The following is a 13134-nucleotide window of genomic DNA, read 5'->3' on the forward strand; positions in this document are numbered from 1 at the left end:
AGGCAAACGCATCTCATGCATATTTATGAAATGAGTTCTAATCTCGATACGCTGGTGCGGCATATTGCATTCGCTTAAGAATATTGCTATTTGAATGACGATATCAGGCACTATTTCCTGCAAGTGAAATTCCGTGCCAGATCCGGTTGTGCCTCAAAAAATCTTCTTTCTTTGTAACTCCATAGATAGACTTTCCCCTTCTCTTCATAAATGGCGTTGCCAAAAAAATTACGATCACTGTAAAAGCTTGAGCGCCAGAAAGAACCATAGTCCACGCAATCCGGAGTGTGTTCAATGAGTTGCTGGTGAATCAAGATGTTCTTGTACGTGTTTGCGCTAGGGATAAGCGCTATAAGAAAAACGAAGTTAGCAATGAGCGGTGACATCCCGTGAATTTTTTTGGACAAATAACGCATGCTAAGAATCGTGATTAACCCGGCACATATGAAGGAAAAAATAATGGGCGGGAATAGAAACGGCAAAAACTGCACATACATGAGAATAAAAAACGGAAGCGCAAGAGGACAAAGAAAATCAAAATTGAATAATGATAAGAATGCCCAAAAAATATAGGTTTGTAGAAAGATGCGATTTTTGGGTGCGAAATGTGGCATGTTATTTTTGTTGAGATTCCGGGAATGGAAAGTTAATAAGTTATTCGCTTGAAAAAAATGCTGTCGTTGAAGCGTAATGATCATGAGAATTGAAATAATAGCATCACATTTGCTCTGCCTGAGACCTTCTCCTGGCCAATTTTGTTATTCTTATTCGAAAGGCAAATGACCCTTATCCATTTTTTAGCAGCCATTTCGAGACGGTATAAATACTGAGCAAAAAAACAAACCGTACATAAACGGTGAAATTCCAGTAATGCGAATATGAAGACTCTCGTCCTTGGCTGTTAAATTACGGATGAGGTATCAATGCGAATGCGCACAACAAGCCGGATATTCCTGACAGTGCAGTCTGGGCTTTGTTACAATGGCTTTATCACACGTTTCCGGGCTTCATCATGAAAATCACGAAAAAATCCGCCGTATTACTGACCTTTATGCTGGCTTGTACTGCAGGGCAGGCCGTTTTCGCACAAGCGCCTTCCAAGGCCGATGTCCCACCTCCGCCAAAAATGGAAAAACTGGAAGAAATCCCCGATCCCAAAGGCGTATCGGTGAGCAAGCCAGAACCCAGGACCAAAGTGACAGAAAAGCGTGTCATTGGCGGCAAGGGTACAGAAGTACAAGTGAAGTCCGGCAAAAGCAATTACACAGTCAAAACCGATACTGACGTAGGCAACGCGCCTAAAGGCACGGTGCAGGGCGATGCCAATCGTGCAGCCCAATGGACCATACTTGAATTTGGCGGCAAGAAAGAAGTGAAAGAGGGTAATCCTCCTGATGTTCTGCCACCTGCTTCAAAATCTGCTGCCCCTGCCAGTTCTGCCATCGCAAAGTAAGTGCTTACAAGGTAGTCGCCAGGCATGCACTGAGCAAACCGGGCTGTCGCTAAGCATTGACGGTAAATATTCGCAGTAAGCATTCACTTAGTTCTCATTTTTTTATTGATATGGCAGTTTTTACACCGGTAACCCTGGACGATCTTGGCCCCTGGATGCAGCAATTTCCACTGGGTAAGGCCCTTAGCATCAAAGGTATCGCTTCAGGCATAGAAAATAGCAATTTTTTCATCAATACCGAAGCAGGTGAATTTGTCCTGACGATTTTTGAAAACCTGAGCTTTGAGCAATTGCCGTTTTACCTGAAGCTCATGCGCCATCTGGCAGACCATGGCGTACTGGTGCCTGCGCCTATTGCCAATGATCAGGGTGAGTTAGTGGTCGCTCTGCATGGCAAGCCTGCTGCGATTGTCAGCAAGCTTGAAGGCAGCTCACAAATGGACCCGCAGGCCGTGCACTGTGCCGAGGTCGGCACCATGCTGGCACGCATGCATGTGACGGGCAAGGATTTCAGCATACAGCAACCCAATCTGCGTTCGCTGGACTGGTGGCACGAGACCACGCCCAAGGTTTTACCTTTCCTGTCGGATGAATTGCAGCATCTGTTGCGGGCCGAAGTGCATTTTCAGGATGCTTTCGACAGCACACCAATTTACCGCGCCTTGCCGCGTGGCCCTGTGCACGCCGACCTGTTTCGCAATAATGTGATGTTCGACGGCGAGCGCCTGACCGGTTTCTTTGACTTTTATTTCGCTGGTTGCGATACCTGGATTTTTGATGTTGCCGTAACCGTCAATGACTGGTGCATCGATGTTGCCACTGGCGTGCTGGATGAGGCACGTGTACTGGCCTTGCTGAACGCCTATCATGCAGTGCGCCCTTTCACGAAAGAAGAGGGCATTGCCTGGCAACCCATGTTGCGCGCAGCGGCTTTGCGTTTCTGGTTGTCGCGCCTGTATGACTTCTACCAACCCAGGGATGCAGAAATGTTGACTCCGCATGATCCTACACATTTTGAGCGTATTTTGCGCCTGCGTGAATCGGGGCGTGTCCCGGCATTGCCTGTCAATACATGAAAACAATAGATGCAAGGTCAGGCTGGACCTGGGTGACCCGGGGTTTTGCGTTATTCCGTCAACGGCCCGCAGAGTTGATCAGCTTGTTTTTCTTATGGATGATGCTGACTCAATTGCTGAAGTTCATCCCTGTAGCAGGGCAATTCCTGAGCCTGTTTTTGTTCCCGGTATTTTCAGTCGGGCTTATGCAAGCCTGTTTGCTGGTCGAAAACGAGCAGAGAATAACGCCCAGCTTGCTTTTTATGGGTTTTAAATCCCAGCACAGGCTTGCTTTGCTGGGATCGGGTGTCTTCCGTATATTGGCCATATTTGTAACGGGCTTACTTTCTGATGCACTGGCTGACGGAGATATTGAGGCCTTTGTAAAAATTATGCAAACTGCCGGGCCTATGGATGCGAATGCACTGCAGCAAGCTTTTCCATTCAAGGGTATTTTCTTTTCGGTCCTGCTATACATTCCATTTGCGATGGCATTTTGGTACAGCGTCCCATTGATGGTATGGCAGCGAATGTCGCTGATGAAATCCATGTTCTATAGCTTCTTCGCCGTGCTGCATTCCTGGAAGGCGTTCATTGTCTATGTCCTTGGCTTGTATGGCGTGATGATACTGGTCAGCCCGTTTGCACTCATTTTTGCAGGAATAGATATTTATGTTGCAGCACTTATGCTTGCAGCATTGTCATTTCTTATTTTTGTTATCGCTTATTGCTCTTCTTATCCGACTTACACTGATGTTTTTGGCAAGCCGGATGCAGGAGATCAGCCCGCTGCCTGATGTTCTGAAGGCAGATCCAGGTCTTCGATGATCTCAAAGCTATGCGTCATTTCCGCTGTCTTTTCCAGCATGATTGATGCAGAGCAGTATTTTTCATGTGACAGCTTGATCGCGCGTTCAACCAGGCTGGCTTTCAACTGGCGGCCACGCACGACGAAGTGAAAATTGATCTTGGTGAATACCTTGGGTTCAGTATCAGCACGTTCGGCTGTCAGCTTGACGTCACAGCCACGGATATCCTGCTTACCCTTGCGCAAAATCAGCACCACATCATAAGCCGAGCAGCCACCCGTTCCCAGCAAGACCATCTCCATAGGGCGGGGCGCAAGATTGCGGCCGCCGCCATCTGGTGCGCCATCCATTAATACAGCATGACCGGAGCCGGTTTCTGCCAGAAAAGACATGCCGGACGACCCTGTCCAGCGTACTGTTGCTTCCATTCTTTACTCCCCAATGAATTAGAAAATACCGTCCTCAGATTGTAGCCTATTGCTCAAAATCGTGAACTTTTGCGAAAAAAACTGTGAATTACCTTGCACTGCACAATTTCTTATCCTATTATTGACTCATCGGTTAGTTAATAGCAAGTCTGGCAACTAACCCTGCAATTGTCTCCTCCACCTACTCCTTTGGTGGATTCAACCCGAAGCCAGTCTTCGGGTTTTTTTTTGTCTGTGTTTCTGCAAAATTCCCACATACTTGCTGCCAAGCCTGCACAAAAATTAAACAGTCCTTGCACTAAGTCTTTGAAAATACTATAATTTCCGACTCCCTGATCGCCCAAGGGAGAAGTGATAAGGACGAGTCTGCTGAAATGAATGGCAGAACCACCAAAAACACAGAATATTTGAGGGCGTTTTTAACTTTTATTAGGATTCAACATGAAAACCTTTTCCGCTAAGGGCCATGAGGTTCAGCGCGACTGGTTCGTGATTGACGCGACAGATAAAGTACTCGGACGTGTTGCCAGCGAAGTGGCACTCCGTTTACGCGGCAAACATAAACCAGAATTTACACCACACGTAGACACAGGCGATTTTATCGTTGTTGTTAATGCAGGCAAACTGCGCGTGACTGGTACTAAAGCTCTGAACAAAACATACTACCGTCACACTGGTTATCCAGGCGGTATCTATGAAACAAATTTCCAGAAAATGCAAGAGCGTTTTCCAGGTCGTGCACTCGAGAAAGCTGTCAAAGGCATGTTGCCTAAAGGCCCACTCGGCTATGCAATGATCAAGAAGCTGAAAGTCTATGCAGATGCAACACATCCGCATGCAGCTCAGCAACCACAAGTACTCGACATCTAAGGATTAGCCATGATCGGTAATTACAACTACGGAACTGGCCGTCGCAAGAGCGCAGTTGCTCGCGTATTCCTGAAATCCGGCAGCGGCAAGATCGTTGTCAACGGCAAACCAGCAAACGAGTATTTCTCTCGTGAGACTGGCCTGATGGTCATCCGCCAACCTCTGGAACTGACTAATAATCTCGAAACATTCGACATTATGGTTAACGTTCACGGCGGCGGCGAATCCGGCCAATCCGGTGCTGTTCGTCACGGTATCACTCGTGCCCTGATCGACTATGATGCTGCTTTGAAACCTGAATTGTCCAAAGCTGGCTTCGTTACTCGTGATGCTCGCGAAGTTGAACGTAAAAAAGTTGGTCTGCGCAAAGCACGTCGCGCAAAACAATTCTCCAAGCGTTAATTTTTTATCGCTGGAAGCAATTACTACAATTGCTGCAATTGTTACAAGAGAAAGCCGCCTGCAAGGGCGGCTTTTTTGCTTTGGAGCATGTAACGAGTTTTTTCAGTCGCAGCGGCATGGACTCTTATGCTGCTAGAATAGCGTCAAAATTTCTTGCAAGGAAAGCATATGATTAAAATTGGCATCGTAGGTGGCACGGGTTATACCGGGGTAGAATTACTGCGCATATTGGCCACCCATCCTGAAGCGCACATCACGGCAATCACTTCCCGCAAGGAAGATGGCTTGCCGGTTTCTGACATGTATCCTTCCTTGCGTGGCCGCGTCGATATCGCTTTTTCTGCGCCTGACAAAGCCAACCTCAAAGAATGCGACGTCGTCTTCTTTGCTACCCCGCATGGCGTCGCCATGGCACAGGCACCTGAACTGCTGGCCGCCGGCGTCAAGGTCATCGACCTGGCAGCCGACTTCCGCATGAAGAATGTGGCAGAATTTGAAAAATGGTATGCCATCCCGCACACCTGTACCGATGTACTGGAAGAAGCCGTATACGGCCTGCCAGAGCTGAACCGTGCCGCCATCAAGACCGCCAGGGTAGTTGGCAACCCAGGTTGCTATCCAACCACCATGCAATTGGGTTTTGCACCGCTGCTGAAGGCGGGCATCATTGATGCAGGCAACCTCATCGCTGACTGCAAATCCGGCGTATCCGGTGCAGGCCGCAAGGCTGAACTGGGTCTCTTGTTCTCTGAGACCAGTGACAGCTTCAAAGCCTATGCTGTATCCGGCCACAGGCATACTCCTGAGACGGTAGAGCAATTGCAGCGCATCAGCAAAGACCAGATCGGCCTGTTGTTCACGCCGCACCTGGTACCGATGATACGTGGCATGCATTCCACCCTGTATGCGCGCCTGACTACAGAAATCAGCAACGAAGATCTGCAAGCCCTGTTTGAAAATGCCTACAAGGATGAAGTTTTTGTTGATGTCTTGCCATTTGGCTCGCATCCAGAGGCACGTTCCACCCGCGCTTCCAACATGTTGCGTCTGGCTTTGCACAGGCCAAACAATGGCAATACGGTCGTCATACTGGTTGTGCAGGATAATCTGGTCAAAGGCGCATCTGGCCAGGCAGTGCAATGTATGAATCTGATGTTTGGCCTGGAAGAAACGACCGGGTTGATGCACGTGCCAGTGCTGCCGTAATCGCGCGGTCATGGCAAAGTCACGTCTGACTCCCAAGCGCTTCCTGGCGCCAAAAATGACGATTACGCATGAACGTCCATGGTCATCAAAAATGGCCATGGCTGGCATCGTCATTGCTGTTGCTGCCGGCATCGCTTGGTGGACTTATGATCTGGGCAAGAATTTTGCTCTTGGTTCCAGGATCAGTGCTGACCAAGTCGAAGAACTCAAAGAAAAAATCAAGGAATTGACTGCCGAGCGCGACAAGTTGTCACTGGCAGCCAATACCATAGAGAGCACGGTCAACATCGACAAATCTACCCAGAAGCAATTGACCGACCAGGTCAAGGCTTTGACGACAGAAAACCTCAAGCTCAAGGACGACCTGGCTTTTTTTGAGAGCCTGACGCCTTCTGCAGTCGGTGCGGAAGGTATCTCGCTACAGAATTTCAAGGTGGAAATACTTAGCCCAGGCCAGTTGCGCTTCAGGGCGCTGGTCATGCAAGGCGGTAAAAGTGGCCGTGATTTCACCGGGGAAATGCAATTCAGCCTAAACTTGGTGCAAGCCGGTAAACCTGCTACGATGCTGTTTCCCGATCCTAAATCGGGCGATGCCGGTAAGCTGAAGTTGTCATTCCGGCATTATCAAAGACTGGAAGGTACTATTACCTTGCCAGAAGGAGCTACGGTTAGAGGTGTGCAGGCCAAAGTATTATCGAATGGCCAGATCCGGGCTCAGCAAATGGTCAATTTATAGTGGTCAATCCCTAAACCAGGCAAAGAAACGCTGCGCTTGCTAAAATAGCATTTCTGATATGCTGCGGCTTCTGGCTTATTTCCTCATGAAGGAACACCAATGTTTAATCGAAAAACCAAAAACACCATAGACAGCCTGATCGGTGCAACCACCGTCATCCAGGGCGATTTGCATTTCAAAGGCGGTTTGCGCATTGATGGACATATCCGCGGCAACGTGGTTGCTGATCTGGAATCATCGAGCATGCTGGTTATTTCTGAGCAAGCCAAAATTGATGGTGAAGTCCGCGCCGCCCACATAGTTGTTAATGGCGTCATCAATGGTCCGGTATTTTCTTCAGAATTGCTTGAATTACAGCCAAAAGCACAAATATCTGGTGATGTGCACTACAAAACACTGGAAATGCTGAGCGGCGCTGTAGTTTCTGGCAAGCTTAGCCATGACCAGCCGCATGAACCTGTCTTGAAACTCGCAGCGAACAATGCATAGATTTCTGTGCGGGTCTATAATGATGGTAAATAGTCTGAAGGAGTAATTATGAACGCTGTTGCCGAAATGCCCGCACCCATTGTTTTCACTGAAAGCGCCGCTGCCAAAGTAGCCCAGCTGATTGAAGAAGAGGGTAACCCTGACCTGAAACTGCGCGTCTTCGTACAAGGCGGTGGTTGCTCAGGTTTCCAGTATGGTTTCACATTTGATGAAATCACTAATGAAGATGATACGACCATGACCAAGAATGGCGTCCATTTGCTGATCGATTCCATGAGCTACCAGTATCTGGTTGGCGCAGAAATCGATTACAAGGATGACCTCGAAGGCGCACAGTTTGTCATCAAGAACCCGAATGCAACAACCACTTGTGGTTGCGGGTCTTCATTCTCAGCATAATCCTCGTTGATTTGCCTGAAAAAGGACGCTTAGGCGTCCTTTTGTTTTTTGCGTGCCTGATTGGTGCTAAAGGTAGAATTAATTGTTACAGTTTACAGAGTCTTGATAAATTGCTTATCAAATGATTTCCTGTAAGATTCGGCCCTCTGGCATTTTAATTAATTTGGCAAGGTGGTTCGACATGAAAAATAAACTGGCATTGATCCTGGTATCCATTTCACTCACTATGACAATGACCGTACATGCAGGTGAAGGCGAGTTGAGCAAATCAGAACGCCGCCAGTACAATGCCATGCTCAAGGCGATTGATGGTAATGACGCCGCTGCCGTAGAAAAGCTCATCAAGGACAAGATCAAGCTGGACTTGCAGGAAGACAGCCGTGCCGCCCCCACCTTCATGACGCAAGCAGCATTGAAGGGTAACAATGACATCATCCTGGCTTTGCTTAAAGCTGGCGCCAGCATAGAATCTACCAATGGCGATGGACATACACCTGTATTTTGCGCCGTGATGTCAGACAAGCTGGAAACAGTCCAGCTTTTGATCAGTAAAAAAGCTGACGTGAATGCCACTGCACCCAATGGTGATACGCCTTTGTCATGGGCCAAGGGTGTAGCCAGGCCGAACAAGAAAATGATAGACATCCTGGTCAAGGCTGGCGCTAAGTAAATAATTTTCTTGCTGACAGGGCTGGTAATTTCTCGCTCTGTAAAGCAGTCTCCTTGGCAGGCATGTTGCATGCAGCACTTCTGGAAGAAGCAATGAAAAGTATTTGCGGCAATTTCTGAGAACAATTCATCACAAGAGCATTAAAGCTGATTACACTCCTTGAATAAACAGGAGCCAGCATGGAAGCATCCCTAGCCATATCTTCACGCCAGCAAGACCTTGTGCGCGCACTGCGTCAGCAATTGCCTGCGCATTGCATTTTGTATGATGAAGAAGATACCCGTCCTTATGAATGCGACGGTCTGGCTGCCTACCGCCAGTTGCCGATGGTGGTGACCCTGCCAGAGAATGAAAGCCAGGTCATCAGCATTATCAATATCTGCCGTGAAAAGCAGATTGCCATCGTGCCGCGTGGTGCAGGAACTGGCTTGTCCGGTGGTGCCATGCCGATTGCCGATGGCCTGGTACTGTCAACCGCCAAGCTCAATAAGATCATCAAGGTCGATGCTTATGCCCGCACTGCCGTGGTACAGCCAGGCGTGCGTAACCTGGCGATTTCTGAAGCGGTATCTGCACATGGCTTGTATTACGCACCCGACCCATCTTCACAAATCGCCTGCACCATAGGCGGCAATGTGGCAGAAAATTCTGGTGGTGTACATTGCCTCAAATATGGCCTTACCGTACACAATGTAATGGCCGTGCGCGCCATCACCATGGAAGGCGAAGTCATGGAGCTGGGCGGCGGCGCACTGGATGCACCTGGCCTGGATTTGTTGGCAGTATTCATCGGTTCTGAAGGCATGCTGGGCATCGTTACTGAAGTGACCGTCAAACTCATTCCTAAACCGCAAACGGCACGCGTCATCATGGCCTCGTTTGATGATGTCGTCAAAGGCGGCAATGCCGTGGCCAGTGTCATCGCGGCAGGCATCATTCCTGCCGGGCTGGAGATGATGGACAAGACCTCTTCGCGCATGGTCGAACCCTTTGTGCAGGCAGGCTATGACACCGATGCCGAGGCGATTTTGCTCTGCGAATCAGACGGAACTATAGAAGAAGTCGAAGAAGAAATCGCCCGTATGAGCGCCGTGCTGGAGCAGGCAGGCGCTACCGCACTGGCAGTATCCACAACCGAAGCAGAACGCCTGCGTTTCTGGTCTGGCCGCAAGAATGCTTTCCCCGCTGCGGGTCGTATCTCCCCCGATTATTACTGCATGGATGGCACGATACCGCGCAAGCATCTGGCGCAAGTCCTGATCGGCATCACTGCAATGGAAGAGAAATATGGCCTGCGTTGCGCCAATGTTTTCCATGCCGGTGATGGCAATTTGCACCCGCTGATTTTATTTGATGCAAACAAAGAAGGTGAGTTTCACCGGGCAGAGGAATTTGGTGCTGAGATACTGGAGTTATGCGTCAAGGTCGGTGGCACGATTACCGGTGAACATGGCGTGGGCATAGAAAAAATCAATTCCATGTGCGTACAGTTTTCCAGCGAAGAGATCACTGCCTTCCTCGCCCTGAAGCGGGCATTTGATCCTGCGGCCTTGCTGAATCCGGATAAAGCCATACCTACCTTGCACCGCTGCGCTGAATACGGCCGCATGCATGTGAAAAGAGGCGTAGTGAAGTTCCCTGATTTGCCGCGTTTTTAAAGACAGAGGCTAGACTTAATTGGACGATGGCATGCAAACGACCTTAGATAATTTTCGTGATCGCATATTGGCTGCAAGCGCCAGTGCCACAGCGCTGCAGATACAGGGCGGTGGCAGCAAGCACTGGTATGGGCAGGAAGTGCAGGGTGAGGTACTGGATACCCGCGCCTACAGCGGCATCCTGGCGTATGACCCGACAGAACTGGTGCTGACAGCCCGCAGCGGTACGCCACTGACAGAAATAGAAACCGCCCTGGCAGCACAAAACCAGATGCTGGCATTCGAGCCACCGCAATTTGGTGCTACCGCCACCATAGGCGGTGTCGTCGCAGCAGGCTTGTCTGGCCCACGGCGGCCTGCCGTCGGTGCTGTGCGTGATTTTGTGCTGGGCGCCAGCCTCATGAATGGCCAAGGGCAAATACTGGAATTTGGTGGTCAGGTCATGAAGAATGTCGCAGGCTATGATGTCTCTCGCTTGCTCACTGGTTCCATGGGTTGCCTGGGTTTGCTGCTGGATATTTCCGTCAAGGTCCTGCCTCGTCCCTTTGCAGAAACCACCCTGGTGTTTGCCTTGTCAGAAGCAGATGCGCTGACGCGTTTGAATCAGTGGGCAGGCCAGGCCTTGCCTATCTCAGCCAGTTGCTGGCATGTAGGCCGATTGATGCTGCGCCTGTCAGGTGCTGAGGCCGCAGTGCGCGCCGCCAAGGCCAGGCTGGGTGGTGAAGAAATGCAGGATGCTACGGTTTTCTGGACGGCTTTGCGTGAACAGACCCTGGATTTTTTTCAGCAGGAAGAAGAACACGGTCTGTGGCGCTTATCACTGCCATCTATCAGCCCGGCCCTGAAGCTGACTGGTAAATCTATGATCGAATGGGGCGGGGCGCAGCGCTGGCTTTACAGCACAGAAAAACCAGAACTGATACGCTTGGCGGCATTGGCTGCCGGTGGCCACGCGAGTTTGTTCCGTGGTGGCGACAAGAGCATAGGCGCGTTCGCCCCCTTGTCTGCGCCCTTGGAAAAAATACACAGACGCCTGAAGAATACTTTTGACCCTGCCGGTATATTCAACCCCGGTCGCATGTATAAAGGCTGGTAAAAATGCAAACCAATCTCGCTGATTTCATCAAAGACACACGCGAAGGCAAAGAGGCCGAAGATATCTTGCGCAAGTGTGTGCACTGCGGATTTTGTACAGCCACTTGCCCGACTTATCAATTACTCGGCGATGAGCTTGATGGCCCGCGTGGCCGCATCTACCTCATCAAGCAGGTACTGGAAGGCAAACCTGCTACAGTCAAAACCCAGCAACACCTGGACCGCTGCCTGACATGCCGCAATTGCGAAACCACCTGCCCATCCGGTGTGCAATATGGTCGCCTGGTGGATATAGGCCGTCAGGTAGTCGAAAAACAGGTAGGCCGTCCGCTGTTCCAAAAACTGAATCGCGCCGCTCTCAAAGCCGTGCTGCCACGCAAATGGATATTCAATCCAGCGATGAAGCTGGGGCAAAGCCTGCGCGCAGTCTTGCCCAAGGCCTTGCAAAATAAAGTGCCGGTCGCGCAAGATGCAGGCCTATGGCCGCAAACTGAACACGCCCGCAAGATGCTCTTGCTCGACGGTTGCGTGCAGCCCGCGATGTCACCAAATATCAATGCCGCTACTGCCAGGGTTTTGGATACCATGGGTGTGCAATTGCAGATTGCACCCAAGGCAGGTTGTTGCGGGGCCATACGCTATCACCTGAATGAGCATGAAGATGGCCTCAATGATATGCGTCAGAATATCGATGCCTGGTGGCCCTATGTAGAGGCCGGTGCAGAAGCCATCGTCATGACCGCCTCCGGCTGCGGTGCCACGGTAAAAGAGTATGGGCATTTGCTGGCACATGATGAGGCCTATGCAGGCAAGGCTGGAAAAATATCCATGCTGACCCGTGACCTTAGTGAAATTTTGCCAGAATTCCAGCCGCAATTGGTGCAGCGCCTGCAAGGCAATATCAACACACGCAGCAAGCGCATCGCCTGGCACCCGCCTTGCACGCTGCAACATGGTCAGCAAATACGCGGCAAGGTTGAGGGCCTGTTGACAGCGATAGGTGTCGATGTGAAGCTGTGTGCCGACAGTCATCTATGCTGCGGTTCAGCCGGTACTTATTCTGTCCTGCAACCCAAGCTCTCGTATCAATTGCGGGATAATAAGCTACGCAATCTGGAGGCGACAGATGCAGAGATGATCTTGTCGGCGAATATAGGATGCCTCACGCATTTGCAATCAGGCACAGAATTGCCGGTGCAACACTGGATAGAACTCATAGACAGGGCCTTGCAGGACTCTGCGATAAGTCAGGATTTACCTGAAGCTGTCAGTGCGCCATCCGCTGTAAATAAACCCGAGTGACACATGCCCGGCCAGCGCACACTCCTCAGCGAATGCGGGCATCCAGAGCAAAGTGTGCTGATGCCCGAGCTAGTGCATGCAGCCTATTATCGCGATTCGTACAGGGTTGAGCTTGGTCGTAGCGAACTGACAGTCAGTGATGCATTTCATGCGATATTCATGCACAGGCCAGCATGGATGAAGTTAATCATGCTCAGCCGTAATTACCTGGTGTCCCTATTTGGCATTGCCGTGCCAGACAACGCAGAGATTATGCATCCACGCATGAGATCAGATTACAAGGTAGGTGAAAAAATAGGCGCATGGCCTATTTTTTATTTGAGTTCAGAAGAACTGGTTGCCGGACGCGACAATCGCCATCTGGATTTCCGGCTTTCGATTATGCGTGTAGAACAAGGGCAGACCGTCGCTATTGTCATATCAACGGTCTGCATCACTCACAACTGGTTTGGGCGAGTCTATATGCAACTGATACGCCCTTTTCATCGCTGGGGCTTAAAACTGCTGATACGCCAGGCAATACTGGCGGGGCGCCTGTGACTTCAGAGTTTATCTCGCGATA

General features: G+C 50.1%; 15 protein-coding genes. 14 read left to right on the forward strand and 1 reads right to left on the reverse strand.

What is annotated here, in order from left to right:
• The first annotated feature begins 1012 nt into the window (after nt 1-1012).
• The 3 genes from ACO0LN_RS17080 (at nt 1013) to ACO0LN_RS17090 (ending at nt 3305) form a co-directional block, all read left to right on the forward strand.
• Nucleotides 1013-1453, forward strand: a complete 441-nt coding sequence (locus tag ACO0LN_RS17080) for a hypothetical protein (RefSeq protein WP_422975818.1) — start codon at nt 1013-1015, stop codon at nt 1451-1453.
• Nucleotides 1454-1563: 110 nt separating this feature from the next.
• Nucleotides 1564-2529 (forward strand): homoserine kinase, encoded by a 966-nt coding sequence (locus ACO0LN_RS17085; protein ID WP_422975820.1) that lies wholly within the window; start codon nt 1564-1566, stop codon nt 2527-2529.
• Nucleotides 2526-3305, forward strand: a complete 780-nt coding sequence (locus ACO0LN_RS17090) for a BPSS1780 family membrane protein (protein ID WP_422975822.1) — start codon at nt 2526-2528, stop codon at nt 3303-3305. Before ACO0LN_RS17085 ends, ACO0LN_RS17090 begins: the two co-directional genes overlap by 4 nt.
• On the opposite strand, the gene ACO0LN_RS17095 is transcribed toward ACO0LN_RS17090, so the two are convergent.
• The gene (locus ACO0LN_RS17095; protein ID WP_422975824.1) at nt 3290-3745 is read right to left on the reverse strand and encodes an OsmC family protein; all 456 of its coding nucleotides are present in this window, start codon (nt 3743-3745) and stop codon (nt 3290-3292) included. The genes ACO0LN_RS17090 and ACO0LN_RS17095 overlap by 16 nt on opposite strands.
• A gap of 441 nt (nt 3746-4186) precedes the next feature.
• Here ACO0LN_RS17095 and rplM point away from each other — a divergent pair, with 441 nt between their 5' ends.
• From rplM to ACO0LN_RS17150, 11 genes are all read left to right on the forward strand, one after another.
• Nucleotides 4187-4615 (forward strand): 50S ribosomal protein L13, encoded by a 429-nt coding sequence (gene rplM / locus ACO0LN_RS17100; RefSeq protein ID WP_110255178.1) that lies wholly within the window; start codon nt 4187-4189, stop codon nt 4613-4615.
• A gap of 9 nt (nt 4616-4624) precedes the next feature.
• Nucleotides 4625-5017, forward strand: a complete 393-nt coding sequence (gene rpsI, locus ACO0LN_RS17105) for a 30S ribosomal protein S9 (protein WP_110255177.1) — start codon at nt 4625-4627, stop codon at nt 5015-5017.
• 168 nt (nt 5018-5185) lie between these two features.
• Nucleotides 5186-6223 carry an N-acetyl-gamma-glutamyl-phosphate reductase gene (gene argC / locus ACO0LN_RS17110; protein WP_422975826.1) on the forward strand — a complete coding sequence of 346 codons (1038 nt, stop codon included), beginning with the start codon at nt 5186-5188 and terminating at the stop codon, nt 6221-6223.
• A gap of 10 nt (nt 6224-6233) precedes the next feature.
• The gene (locus tag ACO0LN_RS17115; RefSeq protein ID WP_422975828.1) at nt 6234-6959 is read left to right on the forward strand and encodes a DUF6776 family protein; all 726 of its coding nucleotides are present in this window, start codon (nt 6234-6236) and stop codon (nt 6957-6959) included.
• Between the two features lie 99 nt (nt 6960-7058).
• The gene (locus ACO0LN_RS17120; RefSeq protein WP_422975830.1) at nt 7059-7448 is read left to right on the forward strand and encodes a bactofilin family protein; all 390 of its coding nucleotides are present in this window, start codon (nt 7059-7061) and stop codon (nt 7446-7448) included.
• A 48-nt stretch (nt 7449-7496) separates the two neighbouring features.
• On the forward strand, nt 7497-7847 hold the full coding sequence (gene erpA, locus ACO0LN_RS17125; protein ID WP_110255173.1) for an iron-sulfur cluster insertion protein ErpA: 351 nt from the start codon (nt 7497-7499) through the stop codon (nt 7845-7847).
• 181 nt (nt 7848-8028) lie between these two features.
• Entirely contained in the window at nt 8029-8517 is a 489-nt protein-coding gene (locus ACO0LN_RS17130; protein WP_422975832.1) for an ankyrin repeat domain-containing protein, read from the forward strand.
• Between the two features lie 179 nt (nt 8518-8696).
• A complete protein-coding gene (locus tag ACO0LN_RS17135) occupies nt 8697-10175 on the forward strand; it encodes an FAD-linked oxidase C-terminal domain-containing protein (RefSeq protein WP_422975834.1) in 1479 nt (492 codons plus the stop codon).
• Nucleotides 10176-10206: 31 nt separating this feature from the next.
• The gene (glcE, locus tag ACO0LN_RS17140) at nt 10207-11271 is read left to right on the forward strand and encodes a glycolate oxidase subunit GlcE (protein WP_422975836.1); all 1065 of its coding nucleotides are present in this window, start codon (nt 10207-10209) and stop codon (nt 11269-11271) included.
• 2 nt (nt 11272-11273) lie between these two features.
• Nucleotides 11274-12572, forward strand: a complete 1299-nt coding sequence (gene glcF, locus ACO0LN_RS17145) for a glycolate oxidase subunit GlcF (protein ID WP_422975838.1) — start codon at nt 11274-11276, stop codon at nt 12570-12572.
• A gap of 3 nt (nt 12573-12575) precedes the next feature.
• Complete coding sequence (locus ACO0LN_RS17150; RefSeq protein ID WP_422975840.1) at nt 12576-13112, forward strand: DUF2867 domain-containing protein; 537 nt, start codon at nt 12576-12578, stop codon at nt 13110-13112.
• Nucleotides 13113-13134 lie beyond the last annotated feature (22 nt).

Source organism: Undibacterium sp. TC9W, assembly GCF_049339865.1.
In the GTDB taxonomy this organism is placed as follows: Bacteria; Pseudomonadota; Gammaproteobacteria; order Burkholderiales; family Burkholderiaceae_D; genus Undibacterium.

Excerpts from the sequence above, each read along its gene's own strand:
- ACO0LN_RS17080 (WP_422975818.1), top strand. The coding sequence starts at position 1,013 with ATGAAAATCACGAAAAAATCCGCCGTATTACTGACCTTTATGCTGGCT.
- ACO0LN_RS17085 (WP_422975820.1), top strand. The coding sequence starts at position 1,564 with ATGGCAGTTTTTACACCGGTAACCCTGGACGATCTTGGCCCCTGGATG.
- ACO0LN_RS17090 (WP_422975822.1), top strand. The coding sequence starts at position 2,526 with ATGAAAACAATAGATGCAAGGTCAGGCTGGACCTGGGTGACCCGGGGT.
- ACO0LN_RS17095 (WP_422975824.1), bottom strand. The coding sequence starts at position 3,745 with ATGGAAGCAACAGTACGCTGGACAGGGTCGTCCGGCATGTCTTTTCTG.
- rplM (WP_110255178.1), top strand. The coding sequence starts at position 4,187 with ATGAAAACCTTTTCCGCTAAGGGCCATGAGGTTCAGCGCGACTGGTTC.
- rpsI (WP_110255177.1), top strand. The coding sequence starts at position 4,625 with ATGATCGGTAATTACAACTACGGAACTGGCCGTCGCAAGAGCGCAGTT.
- argC (WP_422975826.1), top strand. The coding sequence starts at position 5,186 with ATGATTAAAATTGGCATCGTAGGTGGCACGGGTTATACCGGGGTAGAA.
- ACO0LN_RS17115 (WP_422975828.1), top strand. The coding sequence starts at position 6,234 with ATGGCAAAGTCACGTCTGACTCCCAAGCGCTTCCTGGCGCCAAAAATG.
- ACO0LN_RS17120 (WP_422975830.1), top strand. The coding sequence starts at position 7,059 with ATGTTTAATCGAAAAACCAAAAACACCATAGACAGCCTGATCGGTGCA.
- erpA (WP_110255173.1), top strand. The coding sequence starts at position 7,497 with ATGAACGCTGTTGCCGAAATGCCCGCACCCATTGTTTTCACTGAAAGC.
- ACO0LN_RS17130 (WP_422975832.1), top strand. The coding sequence starts at position 8,029 with ATGAAAAATAAACTGGCATTGATCCTGGTATCCATTTCACTCACTATG.
- ACO0LN_RS17135 (WP_422975834.1), top strand. The coding sequence starts at position 8,697 with ATGGAAGCATCCCTAGCCATATCTTCACGCCAGCAAGACCTTGTGCGC.
- glcE (WP_422975836.1), top strand. The coding sequence starts at position 10,207 with ATGCAAACGACCTTAGATAATTTTCGTGATCGCATATTGGCTGCAAGC.
- glcF (WP_422975838.1), top strand. The coding sequence starts at position 11,274 with ATGCAAACCAATCTCGCTGATTTCATCAAAGACACACGCGAAGGCAAA.
- ACO0LN_RS17150 (WP_422975840.1), top strand. The coding sequence starts at position 12,576 with ATGCCCGGCCAGCGCACACTCCTCAGCGAATGCGGGCATCCAGAGCAA.